This is a genomic window from Ensifer adhaerens (assembly GCF_000697965.2).
GTDB classification, from domain to species: domain Bacteria; phylum Pseudomonadota; class Alphaproteobacteria; order Rhizobiales; family Rhizobiaceae; genus Ensifer; species Ensifer adhaerens.
Genome location: NZ_CP015881.1, coordinates 876,402 through 889,444, shown reverse-complemented (window position 1 = coordinate 889,444; position 13,043 = coordinate 876,402). Strand labels below are relative to the sequence as shown.

Here is a 13,043-nt window from a genome sequence, read left to right as displayed (position 1 = left end):
GCACGAAAATGCACGAAATTGCCCGACCGCATCACAGCCATTATCAATGGAGGGCAGCATGAGCATTGCACACCGAATTCAAGTGGAAGGCGTCACTATTCTCTCGGATGATTGGTACGTACTGGCGCGCAAAAGAGTTGTGAAATATATTTATGACGCCAATTTAGGTCTCTGGACATATTAATGAGCAACATGGACCTGAGACAGATTCGCCAGTTCGTGGCGGTTGCCGAGGAACTTCATTTCGGCCGCGCCGCCGAACGCCTCAACATGACGCAACCGCCGCTCAGTCAAGCGATCCAGGCGCTGGAAAGAGAACTCGGATTGCGGCTTTTCGATCGCACCAAACGCGAGGTGAAACTCACGCCCGTCGGCGAGCAATGGTTTGTGCATGCCCGACGCGTTCTGGCAGAGGCGACAGCGCTGCCTGATATCGCGAGAAAGCTTGCACGCGGCGAAATGGGGCTCCTGCGCCTGTCCTTCGTCAGTACTGTCGACTATAGCCTGCTGCCAGCAGCCGTCGGTCGCTTTCGGGCTGCCTATCCAAACGTCGAGCTCTCTCTGCGCGAAGCGACAAGCGACGTGCAGATCGATGCCCTGCTGAGGAGCGAAGTCGATGTCGGCATCGTCATCGCTCCGCCATCCAGTTCGCTGAGCCAAACCCTGAGCTATCGCCCGATCCTTCGCGAACCGCTGATTGCCGCGGTCCCGTCATCCTGGATAGACGAAGGGCGCGACGGCTTCTGCGAGGGGATACTAGAACCTGCCGCGTTCTTCGCCGCGCCACTGATCCTCTTTCCACGGCGGTCCGCGCCGATCTTTCACGACCTTGTTTCGGGCTACTTCGCCGAGCATCGCTCAGCCTTCTCCGTCTTCCAGGAGGCTATACAGATGCAGACGATCATCGGACTGGTGGGCTCCGGGATGGGTGTCGCACTGGTTCCGCAGTCCATGACCAGGCTGCAGCGAGACGGGGTGACCTATCTGCCGCTTTCCGGGCGCGTCCCGACAGTTGAAACTGGCTTGCTTTGGCGCACCAATGATCGGAACGCGGCATGCGCAAACTTTCTCGCTGTCGCCAATGCGTCGGTTCATCAGCCTGCGCAAGCGCTGTAACCGACAGGTGGATCCTGCGAAGGACGCAATTCGCAAATGCGAGGCGATGTATGCGCCTCCTCACCTCGCTAACTTGCTTCGGCGGATATCCATGCCGCTCCTGTCTGACCGTGGTGGAAACCATTCGAAAACGGCCTGTTTGGGTAAACGCCGCCAAGATCCGCCTGTGCTTCACGTGGTGAGCATCGCCCGGCGATGACATCGTCGAAGATGCGGGCCACGGCCGCCATGTCGCAATCCTGCGGCGACAGCCGAATGCGGGAAACGCCGGCGGCGGCAAGCTCCGGCAGTTCCTGGATCAGCGCCTGGCAGGTGTGCGACATGGTCTGTACGCCGTTCAGCGCCAGAAAAGCCTGGCTGTCGAGGGTCTCGACGGTCAGGCCGTCAGGGTCTTCGCCGCAGATGAACTGGCAATTGTCCTTGATCAGCCCCTTGGAGCGGGCATGGGCGCAACGCGCCGAAATCGCGAGCGGTACGCGGCCGAACGCGAAGACCTCGAAGGCGACCCCCGGACTTTCCTCGATAATGCCGCGCACCGACGTCATCGGCAGTTCTGGCGGCAGACAGATGCTCATCGCGCCCCTCGAGGCCAAGAGCCGGGCAGTCGCGCCATTATAGACGTTGACCAGCGGCCCGATAGAATGCGGCTTGCCGGCAAGCAGGTGCAGCGCGGATAGGTCATTGACCTCGATCGGATGGGCGCTGTCACGCACCAGCCCGCGCACCAACTGGCTTTCACGTTCCAGCGTCACCAGCGCGAGCGAGGCGAGGCTCACCTGCTTGCCGGCATTCTCCAGCCGTTCGATGACCTCGCCGACATGGGGCTCGATGAAATGCAGCCGCTTCGAGCAGACGGCCTCGCCGATCGTGACGTGGGCGATCGGCGCTTCGTCGGCAATGCGGAAATAGAAATCGCGCCATTTGGGGCCATCCCAGAGATAGTAGACCGGGCCGAGGCTCAGGACGGGCTTGGATGGGCTTGTCGATATGGTCATGGGCCGATTACCTCCAGCGCTTTTCGTAGGCGCCTGTTGTCGTCTTCTGGCCTTCGCTGAGCGCCTTCAGCCGCGACACCAATGCGGGCCGCTCGGTGGCGCTGGCGGTCAGCGCCCGCCGCATCACTGACACGACCTCGGCGACATAGGCCTTGCCGCGCTGCCGGCCCTCGATCTTCAGCGCGCTGACGCCGGCGCTGCGCAGGGCATCGATATGGTCCATGACGTCGAGTGAAACCGGGTCCTCGAAGGCGTAGCCGCGGTCCTCCGCAATGTCGAAGCGCCCCTTGCAGAGCGTCGGATAGCCAGCGGCTTCGCCCGCCGGGAAGCGGTTGATAGTGTAATCGCCGAGCTCGGACACCAGCTCGCGTCCGTCCTGGCGATAGCGCACGTGGCTTGCGGGCGAGCAGACACCGTTCATGTTGGGCGACTTGCCCGTGGCGTAGGAAGAGAGCGAACAGCGCCCCTCGGCCATGACACAGAGGCCGCCGAAGGCAAAGACCTCGATCTCGCAATCGATCTGTTTGGCAAGGCGAGCGATGTCGGCGATCGTCAGGGTGCGCGGCAACACAACGCGTTTTGCCGCGAAGGTCTCGACGAGGAAGCGCACGGCGTCGGCATTCGAGGCCGAGGCCTGGACGGAAACGTGCAGCCGCTGCTGCGGATGGCGTTCCACCGTATAAGCCATCAGGCCGAAATCCGCGAGGATGACGGCATCGGCACCAAGTGCCACGGCGTCATCCACCGCCTGATGCCAGAGCGTCTCCTGGCCGGCGCGCATGAAGGTGTTGATCGCAACAAAGGTCATCACCCTGCGCTGCTTGGCATAGGCAATTGCCGTTCGGAGTTCGTCGCGCGAGAAGTTCAACCCCGGAAAATTGCGGGCGTTCGTCTCGTCGCGAAAGCCGCAATAGACCGCGTCGGCACCGGCATCGACGGCTTCGCGGAAGGCAGCTGGCGTGCCGGCGGGGCAGATCAGTTCCATTGGGGAGCCTCCTCCTTGAGAACGCGGCCAAGCGCACGTTCGCGGATCTTTTCTCCCGCGCGGCGCACGAGCGGGGCCAGCGGTCCGGCCATGTCAGCGAGATCGCTTGGAAGGTCGATCTCGCAGTCGTCGAGTGCGTTGCGCAGCGCCAGCATCGCCTCCATGTCGCCGCTGACGGCAAGATCGCGCGAAAAGAACACGGCGTCGCCGTCGATGCGGCCCTCGAGCAGCGCCAAGAGCAGTACGAGCTCGCCTTCCATGCAGGCATCGGAAACCGGCGTGCGCTCCTTGCGATGTACGGAGATGCGCGGCACGGCCGGTTCGACAAGGAAGCCGATCGGCAGGTCAGACGGCTGGAAGGCGTAGCGCTTGGCTGCATGATCCGCGAGACGGTCGAAGAGGCCCGGATGGCTCGCGATCACATGGGCAAAGACGCGCTGCACCACGCTTTCGATGGCGACGATGGGAACGAAGCTAAGGGGGGCGGTGATCGCGAGCGGAAGTGTCATTTGCTACCTGTGGAGCGTCGGAATCGAACGATGCGGCGCATGCTAGTCGCCTGCTGCCGGTCGTTGTTTGCGCCACGTCAAAGACAAGGGCCATTCGCCGCCACAAACAGGCTCCATGAACAGGACCTTTCGCCCGTCAAAGGGCTTTGCAACGCTTCAGGATTTTATCGACGCGCTCGAGCGCGAAGGCGATTTGAAGCGGATTTCGCGACCGGTTTCGCTGGTGCATGAGGTGACCGAAATCCACCGCCGCGTGCTTGCCGCCGACGGGCCGGCGCTTCTCTTCGAGCGGCCGGTCGATGCGACAGGCGCCGCACAACCGATCCCGCTTCTGACCAATCTCTTCGGGTCGGAACGCCGGATCGAGCGTGGTTTCGGCCTGGCGCCGGGCGGGCTCGATGCGCTTGCGGGTGAACTTGCGGAGCTGCGCGATCCGAGAGCGCCGCAGTCGCTGCGCGACGCCTGGGATCGGCTGCCTCTGCTCCGATCGGCGATGTATATGCGGCCACGAAAGGTAACGCGTGCGCTGTGTCAGGAGGTCGTCTGGCGCGATCAGGAAATCGACCTTGGGCGCCTGCCGGTTCAATGGTGCTGGCCGGGAGAGCCGGCGCCGCTGATTACCTGGCCACTGGTGATCACGCGCGCGCCGGATGATCCGTTCGATGTCAATGTCGGGATCTATCGCATGCAGGTGCTAGGGCCCGATCGCGCCATCGTGCGCTGGCTCGCCCACCGCGGCGGCGCCCGCCACCATCGTCTCTGGCAACGCCTGGGTCAGGACATGCCGATCGCGGTCGTCATCGGTGCCGACCCAGCGACGATCCTTTCTGCGGTCATGCCGCTGCCGGACGGACTGAGCGAGCTGAATTTCTCAGGCCTGCTTCGGCGCGGCAGGACGCAACTCGTGAAGGCGAAGACCGTGCCACTTTCAGTGCCGGCCAATGCGGAGATCGTGATCGAGGGTACGGTCTCGGCGAGCAAGACCGCGGAGGAGGGCCCCTATGGCGACCATACCGGCTATTACAATTCGGTGGAGCCGTTCCCGGTCATGCGTCTGTCGGCGATCACCATGCGTCGGAATCCGCTCTATCTTTCCACCTATACCGGCCGACCGCCGGACGAGCCTTCGCGGCTCGGAGAGGCGATGAACAGGCTGTTCGTGCCACTGGTTCGCAAGCAGTTTCCGGAGATATCCGATCTCTGGTTGCCGCCGGAGGCCTGCTCCTACAGAGCCATGGTCGTCGCGATCGACAAGCGTTATCCCGGTCAGGCCAAGCGCGTGATGATGGGGCTTTGGTCTGTCTTGCCGCAGTTCAGCTACACCAAGCTGATCATCGCCGTCGACCCGGATATCGACGTGCGCAACTGGTCCGACGTAATGTGGGCTCTTGCGACCCGCTTCGATGCCAGCCGCGACGTGACCGTGATCGAGGGCACGCCGATCGACTATCTCGACTTCGCGTCGCCACGCTCCGGCCTCGGTGGCAAGCTCGGGCTCGACGCCACCAACAAGATCGGCGCCGAGACCGACCGTGAATGGGGGCGGGTGCTCGAAATGTCGCCGGAGGTCGTGGGTCAGGTCGATGCGATCTGGGCCGGTCTCGGGCTTGGAGGGCTGACCCGATGAACCGGTTGAAGATCGTCCTCGGTGTCACCGGGGCTTCGGGTGCTGCGATTGCGGTGCGCATCGCGGAGCGGCTCAGCGAAATCGAAAGCGTCGAGCTGCATCTGGTTCTGTCGCCGGCGGCGCACCGCACGCTCGCGCATGAGGTCGGCGCAGGCGCTCTTCCATCCCTGCTGCGTCTGGCCGCGCGGACCTATGACCACGCCGATATCGGCGCGGCGATTGCGAGCGGATCGTTTTCGACGGCCGGCATGATCGTCGCGCCGTGCTCCATGCGCTCACTTGCGGCGATCTCTGCCGGCATGGCCGATAACCTCGTGGTACGGGCAGCCGACGTGCATCTGAAGGAGCGGCGCAGGCTGGTGCTGATGGCACGCGAGACACCGCTGCATCTCGGTCACCTGCGCAATATGTGCGCCGTCACGGAAATGGGGGCGATTATCATGCCGCCGGTGCCGGCCTTCTATCATCGGCCTGAGAGCGTCTCGGCCATCGTCGACCATCTGGCGGCCCGAGCGATCGACCTGCTGGCACTGCCGATCACCCCGCAGGCTATGGCCTGGCAGGGTGAGGACCAAAAATCATCGTGATCTAGGAGACGGTGGCCTGAAGCAGCGGATCGGCGCCGAACAGGACCTCGTGACCGCCAAGCAGCAGCCACACGGCAATCGCGACGGTGGCAAAGGCGGCGATGATCATCACGGGATCGGCGCGCAAACGGGTTTCGCCTCGAATGATGGCCGCAAAGGGCCAGACTGACGTGCCCTTCGAGGCCGCTTGCCAGTTGTCACCCAAACGCCGGCGGGCACGCTTTTCAAGCATCAAGAAGCCACCGGCGGAAAACAGTGCGAAACCGCCGAAAAGAACCAGCGCGCGCAAGTCGCCATTGGGCACGATGTGACCGGCGGCCCAGAGCAGGAAGCCCCAGAGCACCGGGTGACGGGTGATCGTTACGATGGCGCCGGGCCGCTCGTTTCCCTGATAGATGGAGATCGACAGCGCGTTTTCGCTGAAGAGGCCAGCCAGCACGAGAAAGATGCCGAGTGGCGCCAGCACGAAGGTTACCCAGGCCTGCCAGGCCGCCGGTTCCCAGAGCGGGATGAAATCGAGCTGAAGGGCCGCGTGAAAGACGAAGCCGAGAGCAAGCACGGAAAGAAGCGAATACACCGCGAAATAGGTCGAGCGACCGAGCCGGTCGATCAGGCCCTGGCGTAACGCCGGCCAGGCCGGCACCAGATGGAGCAGCAGGAAGACGGCGAAGGCGAGGAGAAAATAGGTCATATCGGTTGTCTCACGCATGGCGCCAGAGAAGCAGGCGCTCCGTTGCGACATGGCGGCGAACAGTTTCGAAGAAGCCCCGCAGCATGTAGCCGATCGCATCCCAGCTGAGCGATGGCCTGTTGTCGAGAACCGCCTTCAGCACACGTACCAGCTCGACGGCTGCCCGATCGTCCTGGTCATGCTCGGCGCGCAGCCGTGCGATCAAGGCGTAACGGCCGTCGTCTGCCCGCTGAATTTCGACTGCTGGAAACAGGATCATTTCCTCCAGCGCGTGGACGCGCCTGAGCTTTTCCGGCAGCTCCGTCAGGATCACGCGGCAGCTCGTCAGGTCGATGCGGCGCGGGATGGAATCGGCCAGCGTCTCGAGGCGATCACACAGGGATAAAAGCTCGCGGTAAGCCTGCCCCAGCTCGTGATGTTCTGAAAATTGCTGCTGCATCGATCTGCTCCGTTGAGTGTTGGTTCGAACTACACCCGACGGCAATGATCCTCTTTGACATTTCTCAAAGTCTGCAGATCAGCGATCGAGAAACAGAACGATGGCGATCGCAACGGAGGAGAGGATCGCCGACAGCGTCGCGCCGCGCTGAAGCACGCCCATGCGATAGAGCACGAGGGCGAAGACGATGATGATGGGGGTGGCGACGGAAAGGCCGATCTGTGCGTCTGTCATCGGAAGGCTCCTTTGTTGTCAGCCAATAGCCCCGCCCCCTGCCGGCTTCTTTGCTCAATCGCAAAGACAGGGTGCGCGCTCGCGCCTAGCTCGAACGATGTTTTTTGAACGGAGGCGCTGACATGGATGCCCGCAGTCATCCGATTGCCGCAACGGTGGAAGAGGATACGACGGACGCCTTGCTGCTCTGGGTGCTCGTCTGGAGTGAACTTGCCGCGTTCGGTATTCTGCTTGTCGGCTTCCTGATTGTGGGTCTTCTCCAGCCGGACGCGTTTGCCGCCGCCCGCTCGCATCTCGATCCGCTGCTTGCCGGTATCAACACGCTTGTTCTTTTGACAAGCGGCTGGCAGGCGGCCTTGGCGACGAGGCCGAGTGCATCGCTTAAGCAGCGTCGGCGGGCGCTGGTGAATGCAGCACTTTTCGGCTTCGCCTTCGTGGGGATCAAGCTCTTCGAATATAGCGCCGAGGCCGGCGTTGCCGGCGATCCTCAGTTCGGCTCCTTCTTCGAGCTCTATTTTCTCGTCACGGGCTTCCATCTGCTGCACGTCGTCTTCGGTGCCTTCGTGCTCATCATCGTTGCCTGGCGACCGAAACCCGGCAATGTCGAGCTGATCACCACGCTCTGGCACGTGATCGATCTGGTCTGGATCGTGATGTTCCCGCTCGTCTATCTCGTGTGAGTGCCATGACCGATCGCAATCCCAGACAATTGTTCAAGACCTGGCTGCTGCTTGCCGTAGCCGTGATGTCGGGCATGGCGCTGATGGCGGTCGCCGGGCCGGCCACCCTCGTCATCGTCGTGTTGCTCGGGCTCGCCATCGTCAAAAGCCGGTTCGTCGCGCTCGATTTCATGGGGCTCCGGCAGGCGCCGTCGGCCCTTCGTCTTGGCCTTTTGATCTGGCCCGCAGCACTCGTCCTCGTCGCTGCAGCGAAGCTGGTCCTGAGCACTGCTTTCATCAGCTGAGGCTAGCCGCGGACTTGTTTGCCGAAACGCAAAGAAGCCGCCGCCGATTTCCCTAGACATGAGGTCGCCCCGATTGTTGCCGGCTGCGCCGCACGGGGAGGGGATCAGATCAGCCGGCCGCACTCTCAGCGGCCAACTGAAATCGAAAGGACCACGTGATGGCAGAACGCCTCACCAAAACCGGGGCCCGTAACGTCTTTTACGGCGGGTCCTTCTTTTTCTTCGCAATCTTCGTCGGGCTGACCGCCCACAGCCACTACTACATGCGGACGACTTCGACGGATGAAACGACGCTGACCGATGCGGTCGCCCGCGGCAAACACGTCTGGGAAAAGAACTCCTGTATCAACTGCCACACGCTTCTCGGCGAGGGCGCCTATTTCGCGCCCGAGCTCGGCAACGTCTGGAAGCGATTCGGCGGCGAGGCCGATCCGGATGGCGCCCGCGATACGCTTAAGGCCTGGATGGCTGCCCAGCCGACCGGCATCGAGGGACGGCGGCAGATGCCGCAGTTCAATCTCACCGAACAGGAACTCAACGACCTCGCCGACTTCCTCGAATGGACGAGCCGCATCAAGACCCAGAACTGGCCGCCGAACGAGGCAGGTTAAGCGAACCGAGTGGAGTGTGACACCATGAAATACCAAACCCAAAAGGTCGCGATGCTCTATTTCTACGGAGCGCTTGGCCTGTTTCTCGCCCAGGTGCTGTTCGGCGTGCTTGCCGGCACCATCTACGTCCTGCCCAACACGCTCTCCGAGCTCCTGCCCTTCAACATCGTGCGCATGGTCCACACCAACGCGCTGATCGTCTGGCTGCTCATGGGCTTCATGGGCGCGACCTACTACCTGCTGCCGGAAGAGGCAGAAACCGAGCTCTACAGCACGAAGATCGCCATCGCGCAGTTCTGGATCTTCCTGATCGCCGCTGCCATTGCCGTCGTCGGCTACCTCATGCACATCCACGAGGGGCGTGAGTTCCTCGAGCAGCCCTTCGCGATCAAGGTCGGTATCGTCATCGTCGCGCTGATGTTCCTCTACAACATCACACTGACGGTGTTGAAAGGCCGCAAGACGACCGTCACCAACATCCTGATCTTCGGGCTTTGGGGTGTCGCGATCTTCTTCCTCTTCGCTTTCTACAATCCGATCAACCTGGCGCTCGACAAGATGTACTGGTGGTACGTAGTCCATCTCTGGGTCGAAGGCGTCTGGGAACTGATCATGGCATCGGTGCTCGCCTTCCTGATGATCAAGCTCAACGGCATCGACCGTGAGGTCGTCGAAAAATGGCTCTATGTCATCGTCGGCCTGGCGCTCTTCTCCGGCATCCTCGGCACGGGCCACCACTACTACTGGATCGGCGCGCCGGGCTACTGGCAGTGGATCGGTTCGCTGTTCTCGACGCTGGAAGTGGCCCCCTTCTTCACCATGGTGGTCTTCACCTTCGTGATGACCTGGAAGGCCGGCCGCAAGCATCCGAACCGCGCAGCCCTCCTCTGGTCGATCGGCTGCTCGGTCATGGCCTTCTTCGGCGCTGGCGTCTGGGGCTTCCTGCACACGCTGTCTTCGGTGAACTACTATACCCACGGCACCCAGGTGACCGCGGCCCATGGACACCTCGCCTTCTTCGGCGCCTACGTGATGCTGAACCTCGCGGTCATGGCCTATGCCATCCCGGAGATCCGCGGCCGTGCGCCGTATAACCAGTGGCTGTCGATGGTGAGCTTCTGGATCATGTGCACCGCCATGTCGGTCATGACCTTCGCGCTGACCTTTGCCGGTGTTCTCCAGGCGCATCTGCAGCGCGTGCTCGGCGAAAGCTACATGGACGTCCAGGACCAGCTGGCGCTGTTCTACTGGATCCGCCTCGGTTCCGGTGCCGTCGTCCTGATCTCGGCGCTGATGTTCATCTGGGCCGTTCTGGTGCCCGGACGCGAGCGCAGCGAGAAGCTCGCCGGTGTCGTCCAACCCGCTGAATAACCGACCAGCCGGCGCGGCTCGCCGCGCCGGCATCTCCCCAAGAATTCCCAGCATGGAGACTTGCCATGAGCCCTGTCCAATCTGCCGTCAGTCGCGCGTCGCTCGATATCCCCGCCTATAGCCCCTCCGGCAATGAATGCGCGTTGTTCGAAAGCGCCTGGGTGCGCCAGCTGCCGCTGCTCTTGAAGGGACCAACAGGATGCGGCAAGACCCGCTTCGTCAGCCACATGGCAGCGAAGCTCGGCCTGCCGCTTTCGACCGTTTCCTGCCATGACGATCTGGCCGCCGCCGACCTTACCGGTCGCTATCTGCTCAAGGGCGGCGACACCGTCTGGGTCGACGGCCCCCTGACCCGGGCCGTGCGCAACGGCGGCGTCTGCTATCTCGACGAGATCGTGGAAGCCCGCAAGGACGTCGCCGTCGTCCTGCATCCACTGACCGACGATCGCCGCATGTTGCCGCTTGAACGGACCGGCGAACTGCTCGAAGCACCGTCGAGCTTCATGCTGATCGTGTCCTACAATCCCGGCTACCAGAACCTTTTGAAGAGCCTGAAGCCGAGCACCCGTCAGCGCTTCGTGGCGATCGAGTTCGATTTCCTGCCGCGCAACGCCGAGATTTCAGTCGTTTCGCAAGAGAGCGGACTGCTGGAGAGCCAGGTGGCGCCGCTCGTCAACCTCGCGCAGCGCCTGCGCGCTCTGAAAGGGCATGATCTCGAAGAAGGCGTGTCGACCCGGCTGCTCGTCTATTGCGCCTCGCTGATTGATGCCGGAATGCCGGTGAAGGATGCGGTGCGGGCCGCGATGATCGAGCCTCTGACCGACGAACCGGATGTGCGCTCAGCACTTCTCGAAGTGGCCGGTTCTCTGATCGCCTGAGGTGAGCCATGCTTGATTTCCTCGAGCTCGAAGAAACCGTCGGACGAGCCTGGCACCGTTTCGTCGGCAACACCAGAACCTGGCGGCGTTATCCGGAGGAGGCGGTGAAGCTCGCCGACATGCTGCCGGTGCTCGGCGTTTGCTTTCGCGGACATGGCGGCGAGCCAGCGGTGCAGATCGTGCCCGCCCGCGGGCGCACGTCGACCCATCGCTTGCGGTGGCGGCAGCGCATGGGACTTGGCGAAGAGAAGCTCGTCCAGCCGGCGCGTGACCACGCGTCCTTGATGCTGCCGGGCGAGATCGACATTTTTCCGACGAAAGACCTGAACCAGGATCTCTATCACTGGCTCGTCGCCTATATGGCGACGATGCCGGTCGACCCCGTCAGCGAGACCGATCCGCTCCGTCGTGACCTGGCGCTGATATCGCGCGCGCTGGAAACGGTCGAGGACGTCTTCCAGCGGTTCCCAGGCCTTAGGCGGCGCTATCGGCGTCTGGCCGAGGCTACCCTTGCCGAGCGGAAGCGGGGCGCTCTGCCGTCGATCGAGCAGCATCTTGAAAACCGCATCCTGCGGCTGTTGCGCAGGGCCACAGGCGAGGCAGATACGACGCTGCCGGTGATCTTCCCGCATCGTGCGCCGCCCGGCTACCTGCCGATGCTGCCGATGCCGCTGTGGCCGGACACGCTGTTGCGGGCCGAAACCACGACCGTGCGCGACGAAGATGTGGCCGCGACAGCGGGCACGCAGAGTGAGGGTGTCGAGGTTGAGCGCCACGTGGCGGTGCGCGAAAACCCGGAGAACCGCAAGGGCGAACGCAGCCCGTTCATCCTCAATCGCTTCGAGAAGATCCTGGCCATGGCCGAGATGGTCAACGTCGACCGTCCCGGCGACGACAGCGACGACCACGACAGCAAGGCTGCCGAGGAACTGGACGACATGACGCTCGGCGAGCGCAAGGGACGGCCCTCGGCGCGATTCCGCTTCGATCTCGATCTGCCGCCGGAAGCCGTCGATCCGACGCCGCTGACGGCCGAGCTGACCTATCCCGAATGGAACTACCGGACCGGGCAGTACCTCAAGGACCATTGCCGCGTGCTGGCAATGCCGGCTTCCGCCCAGGAAGAGCGGAGCGAACTGACCGAGGAAAGCCGGAGCTTGATCCGCCGGGTGCGGCGCCAGTTCGAAGTGCTGCGCCCGCGGCACGAGATGCTGCGTGCACAACTTGACGGCGCCGATCTCGATCTCGACGCGGTCGTGCGTGCCCGCACCGATCTCGCCGCCGGCGGCCAGGGCAGCGACCGCATCCATCTGATGAGTCGGCCGCAGGTGCATGACCTGGCGGTGACGATCCTCGTCGACGTGTCGCTGTCGACCGATTCCTGGTCAGACAACCGGCGGGTGCTCGACGTGGAAAAAGAAGCTTTGCTCATCCTTGCGCACGGGCTGTCGGCCTGCGGCGACAACCACTCGATCCTTACCTTCACCTCAAGGCGGCGTGACTGGGTGCGGGTGGAAACCGTGAAGGCCTTCAACGAGGCTATGGGGCCGCTGGTCGAAGCGCGCATTGCCGCACTGAAACCCGGCTACTATACCCGCATCGGTGCTGCGATCCGGCATGCCTCGGCCGAGCTTCGTCGGCAGCCGAACCGCAAGAAGCTCTTGCTTGTTCTGACCGATGGCAAGCCCAACGATATCGATCACTACGAGGGGCGTTTTGCGCTCGAGGATAGCCGTCGCGCGGTCACGGAGGCACGGCGCAGCGGCATAAACACCTTCGCTGTCACGGTCGACCGGGAGGCGAAGTCCTACGTGCCCGCCATGTTCGGCCAGAACGGCTATTCCGTAGTCGGCAACATCTCGCGGCTGCCGGCGGCACTGCCGGCGATCTACCGCAATCTGGTGGGGTAGGGCGGTCCCCAAGTCGAGAGAGAAGCAAGAGGCCCTGCAACCGCCGGGCCTCTTTGATTCAACGGAAGCCGTATGCCCGCCGCGCGTGCGCCGTTTCGCGGCCATTCGGGACGGATTTGCCGATCC

General features: G+C 63.0%; 15 protein-coding genes. 9 read left to right on the top strand and 6 right to left on the bottom strand.

Features of this window, described 5'->3' with window-relative positions:
• Positions 1 to 183: 183 nt before the first annotated feature.
• Positions 184 to 1,116 (top strand): LysR family transcriptional regulator, encoded by a 933-nt coding sequence (locus FA04_RS23715; RefSeq protein ID WP_234798768.1) that lies wholly within the window; start codon positions 184 to 186, stop codon positions 1,114 to 1,116.
• 68 nt (positions 1,117 to 1,184) lie between these two features.
• Here FA04_RS23715 and ubiV read toward each other — a convergent pair whose 3' ends face one another.
• From ubiV to ubiT, 3 genes are read right to left on the bottom strand one after another with little or no spacing between them, the layout of a single operon-like run.
• Entirely contained in the window at positions 1,185 to 2,111 is a 927-nt protein-coding gene (gene ubiV, locus FA04_RS23710) for a ubiquinone anaerobic biosynthesis protein UbiV (protein ID WP_034790621.1), read from the bottom strand.
• 7 nt (positions 2,112 to 2,118) lie between these two features.
• Complete coding sequence (gene ubiU, locus FA04_RS23705) at positions 2,119 to 3,096, bottom strand: ubiquinone anaerobic biosynthesis protein UbiU (RefSeq protein WP_034790618.1); 978 nt, start codon at positions 3,094 to 3,096, stop codon at positions 2,119 to 2,121.
• Complete coding sequence (ubiT, locus tag FA04_RS23700) at positions 3,087 to 3,605, bottom strand: ubiquinone anaerobic biosynthesis accessory factor UbiT (RefSeq protein WP_034790616.1); 519 nt, start codon at positions 3,603 to 3,605, stop codon at positions 3,087 to 3,089. The genes ubiU and ubiT overlap by 10 nt, the downstream gene beginning before the upstream one ends.
• Positions 3,606 to 3,720: 115 nt before the next feature.
• Between ubiT and FA04_RS23695 the strand changes: the two genes are divergently transcribed.
• Both FA04_RS23695 and FA04_RS23690 read left to right on the top strand, forming a co-directional pair.
• A complete protein-coding gene (locus tag FA04_RS23695; RefSeq protein ID WP_034790612.1) occupies positions 3,721 to 5,232 on the top strand; it encodes a UbiD family decarboxylase in 1,512 nt (503 codons plus the stop codon).
• Complete coding sequence (locus tag FA04_RS23690; protein ID WP_034790605.1) at positions 5,229 to 5,819, top strand: UbiX family flavin prenyltransferase; 591 nt, start codon at positions 5,229 to 5,231, stop codon at positions 5,817 to 5,819. Before FA04_RS23695 ends, FA04_RS23690 begins: the two co-directional genes overlap by 4 nt.
• Position 5,820: 1 nt before the next feature.
• On the opposite strand, the gene FA04_RS23685 is transcribed toward FA04_RS23690, so the two are convergent.
• The 3 genes from FA04_RS23685 to FA04_RS35290 all read right to left on the bottom strand — a co-directional run bounded on the left by FA04_RS23685 (position 5,821) and on the right by FA04_RS35290 (position 7,183).
• Positions 5,821 to 6,510 (bottom strand): NnrU family protein, encoded by a 690-nt coding sequence (locus tag FA04_RS23685; protein WP_034790603.1) that lies wholly within the window; start codon positions 6,508 to 6,510, stop codon positions 5,821 to 5,823.
• Positions 6,511 to 6,520: 10 nt separating this feature from the next.
• Positions 6,521 to 6,949 carry a hemerythrin domain-containing protein gene (locus tag FA04_RS23680; RefSeq protein ID WP_051659203.1) on the bottom strand — a complete coding sequence of 143 codons (429 nt, stop codon included), beginning with the start codon at positions 6,947 to 6,949 and terminating at the stop codon, positions 6,521 to 6,523.
• Between the two features lie 78 nt (positions 6,950 to 7,027).
• The gene (locus tag FA04_RS35290; RefSeq protein WP_089044838.1) at positions 7,028 to 7,183 is read right to left on the bottom strand and encodes a hypothetical protein; all 156 of its coding nucleotides are present in this window, start codon (positions 7,181 to 7,183) and stop codon (positions 7,028 to 7,030) included.
• Positions 7,184 to 7,305: 122 nt separating this feature from the next.
• Here FA04_RS35290 and FA04_RS23675 point away from each other — a divergent pair, with 122 nt between their 5' ends.
• The 6 genes from FA04_RS23675 to FA04_RS23650 all read left to right on the top strand — a co-directional run bounded on the left by FA04_RS23675 (position 7,306) and on the right by FA04_RS23650 (position 12,917).
• Positions 7,306 to 7,863, top strand: coding sequence for a cytochrome c oxidase subunit 3 (locus FA04_RS23675; RefSeq protein ID WP_089044839.1), 558 nt, complete (start codon positions 7,306 to 7,308; stop codon positions 7,861 to 7,863).
• Between the two features lie 5 nt (positions 7,864 to 7,868).
• Positions 7,869 to 8,147, top strand: coding sequence for a cytochrome C oxidase subunit IV family protein (locus FA04_RS23670; RefSeq protein ID WP_034790601.1), 279 nt, complete (start codon positions 7,869 to 7,871; stop codon positions 8,145 to 8,147).
• Between the two features lie 158 nt (positions 8,148 to 8,305).
• Positions 8,306 to 8,758, top strand: coding sequence for a c-type cytochrome (locus FA04_RS23665; RefSeq protein ID WP_034790599.1), 453 nt, complete (start codon positions 8,306 to 8,308; stop codon positions 8,756 to 8,758).
• 24 nt (positions 8,759 to 8,782) lie between these two features.
• Positions 8,783 to 10,129, top strand: coding sequence for a nitric-oxide reductase large subunit (locus FA04_RS23660; RefSeq protein WP_034790597.1), 1,347 nt, complete (start codon positions 8,783 to 8,785; stop codon positions 10,127 to 10,129).
• A 65-nt stretch (positions 10,130 to 10,194) separates the two neighbouring features.
• Positions 10,195 to 11,007, top strand: coding sequence for a CbbQ/NirQ/NorQ/GpvN family protein (locus FA04_RS23655; RefSeq protein WP_034790595.1), 813 nt, complete (start codon positions 10,195 to 10,197; stop codon positions 11,005 to 11,007).
• An 8-nt stretch (positions 11,008 to 11,015) separates the two neighbouring features.
• The gene (locus tag FA04_RS23650; RefSeq protein ID WP_034790593.1) at positions 11,016 to 12,917 is read left to right on the top strand and encodes a nitric oxide reductase activation protein NorD; all 1,902 of its coding nucleotides are present in this window, start codon (positions 11,016 to 11,018) and stop codon (positions 12,915 to 12,917) included.
• The last annotated feature ends 126 nt before the right edge of the window (positions 12,918 to 13,043 follow it).

Excerpts from the sequence above, each read along its gene's own strand:
- FA04_RS23650 (WP_034790593.1), top strand. The coding sequence starts at position 11,016 with ATGCTTGATTTCCTCGAGCTCGAAGAAACCGTCGGACGAGCCTGGCAC.
- FA04_RS23665 (WP_034790599.1), top strand. The coding sequence starts at position 8,306 with ATGGCAGAACGCCTCACCAAAACCGGGGCCCGTAACGTCTTTTACGGC.
- FA04_RS23690 (WP_034790605.1), top strand. The coding sequence starts at position 5,229 with ATGAACCGGTTGAAGATCGTCCTCGGTGTCACCGGGGCTTCGGGTGCT.
- FA04_RS23680 (WP_051659203.1), bottom strand. The coding sequence starts at position 6,949 with ATGCAGCAGCAATTTTCAGAACATCACGAGCTGGGGCAGGCTTACCGC.
- FA04_RS23715 (WP_234798768.1), top strand. The coding sequence starts at position 184 with ATGAGCAACATGGACCTGAGACAGATTCGCCAGTTCGTGGCGGTTGCC.
- FA04_RS23675 (WP_089044839.1), top strand. The coding sequence starts at position 7,306 with ATGGATGCCCGCAGTCATCCGATTGCCGCAACGGTGGAAGAGGATACG.
- ubiU (WP_034790618.1), bottom strand. The coding sequence starts at position 3,096 with ATGGAACTGATCTGCCCCGCCGGCACGCCAGCTGCCTTCCGCGAAGCC.
- ubiV (WP_034790621.1), bottom strand. The coding sequence starts at position 2,111 with ATGACCATATCGACAAGCCCATCCAAGCCCGTCCTGAGCCTCGGCCCG.
- FA04_RS23670 (WP_034790601.1), top strand. The coding sequence starts at position 7,869 with ATGACCGATCGCAATCCCAGACAATTGTTCAAGACCTGGCTGCTGCTT.
- FA04_RS23660 (WP_034790597.1), top strand. The coding sequence starts at position 8,783 with ATGAAATACCAAACCCAAAAGGTCGCGATGCTCTATTTCTACGGAGCG.
- FA04_RS23655 (WP_034790595.1), top strand. The coding sequence starts at position 10,195 with ATGAGCCCTGTCCAATCTGCCGTCAGTCGCGCGTCGCTCGATATCCCC.
- FA04_RS35290 (WP_089044838.1), bottom strand. The coding sequence starts at position 7,183 with ATGACAGACGCACAGATCGGCCTTTCCGTCGCCACCCCCATCATCATC.
- FA04_RS23685 (WP_034790603.1), bottom strand. The coding sequence starts at position 6,510 with ATGACCTATTTTCTCCTCGCCTTCGCCGTCTTCCTGCTGCTCCATCTG.
- FA04_RS23695 (WP_034790612.1), top strand. The coding sequence starts at position 3,721 with ATGAACAGGACCTTTCGCCCGTCAAAGGGCTTTGCAACGCTTCAGGAT.
- ubiT (WP_034790616.1), bottom strand. The coding sequence starts at position 3,605 with ATGACACTTCCGCTCGCGATCACCGCCCCCCTTAGCTTCGTTCCCATC.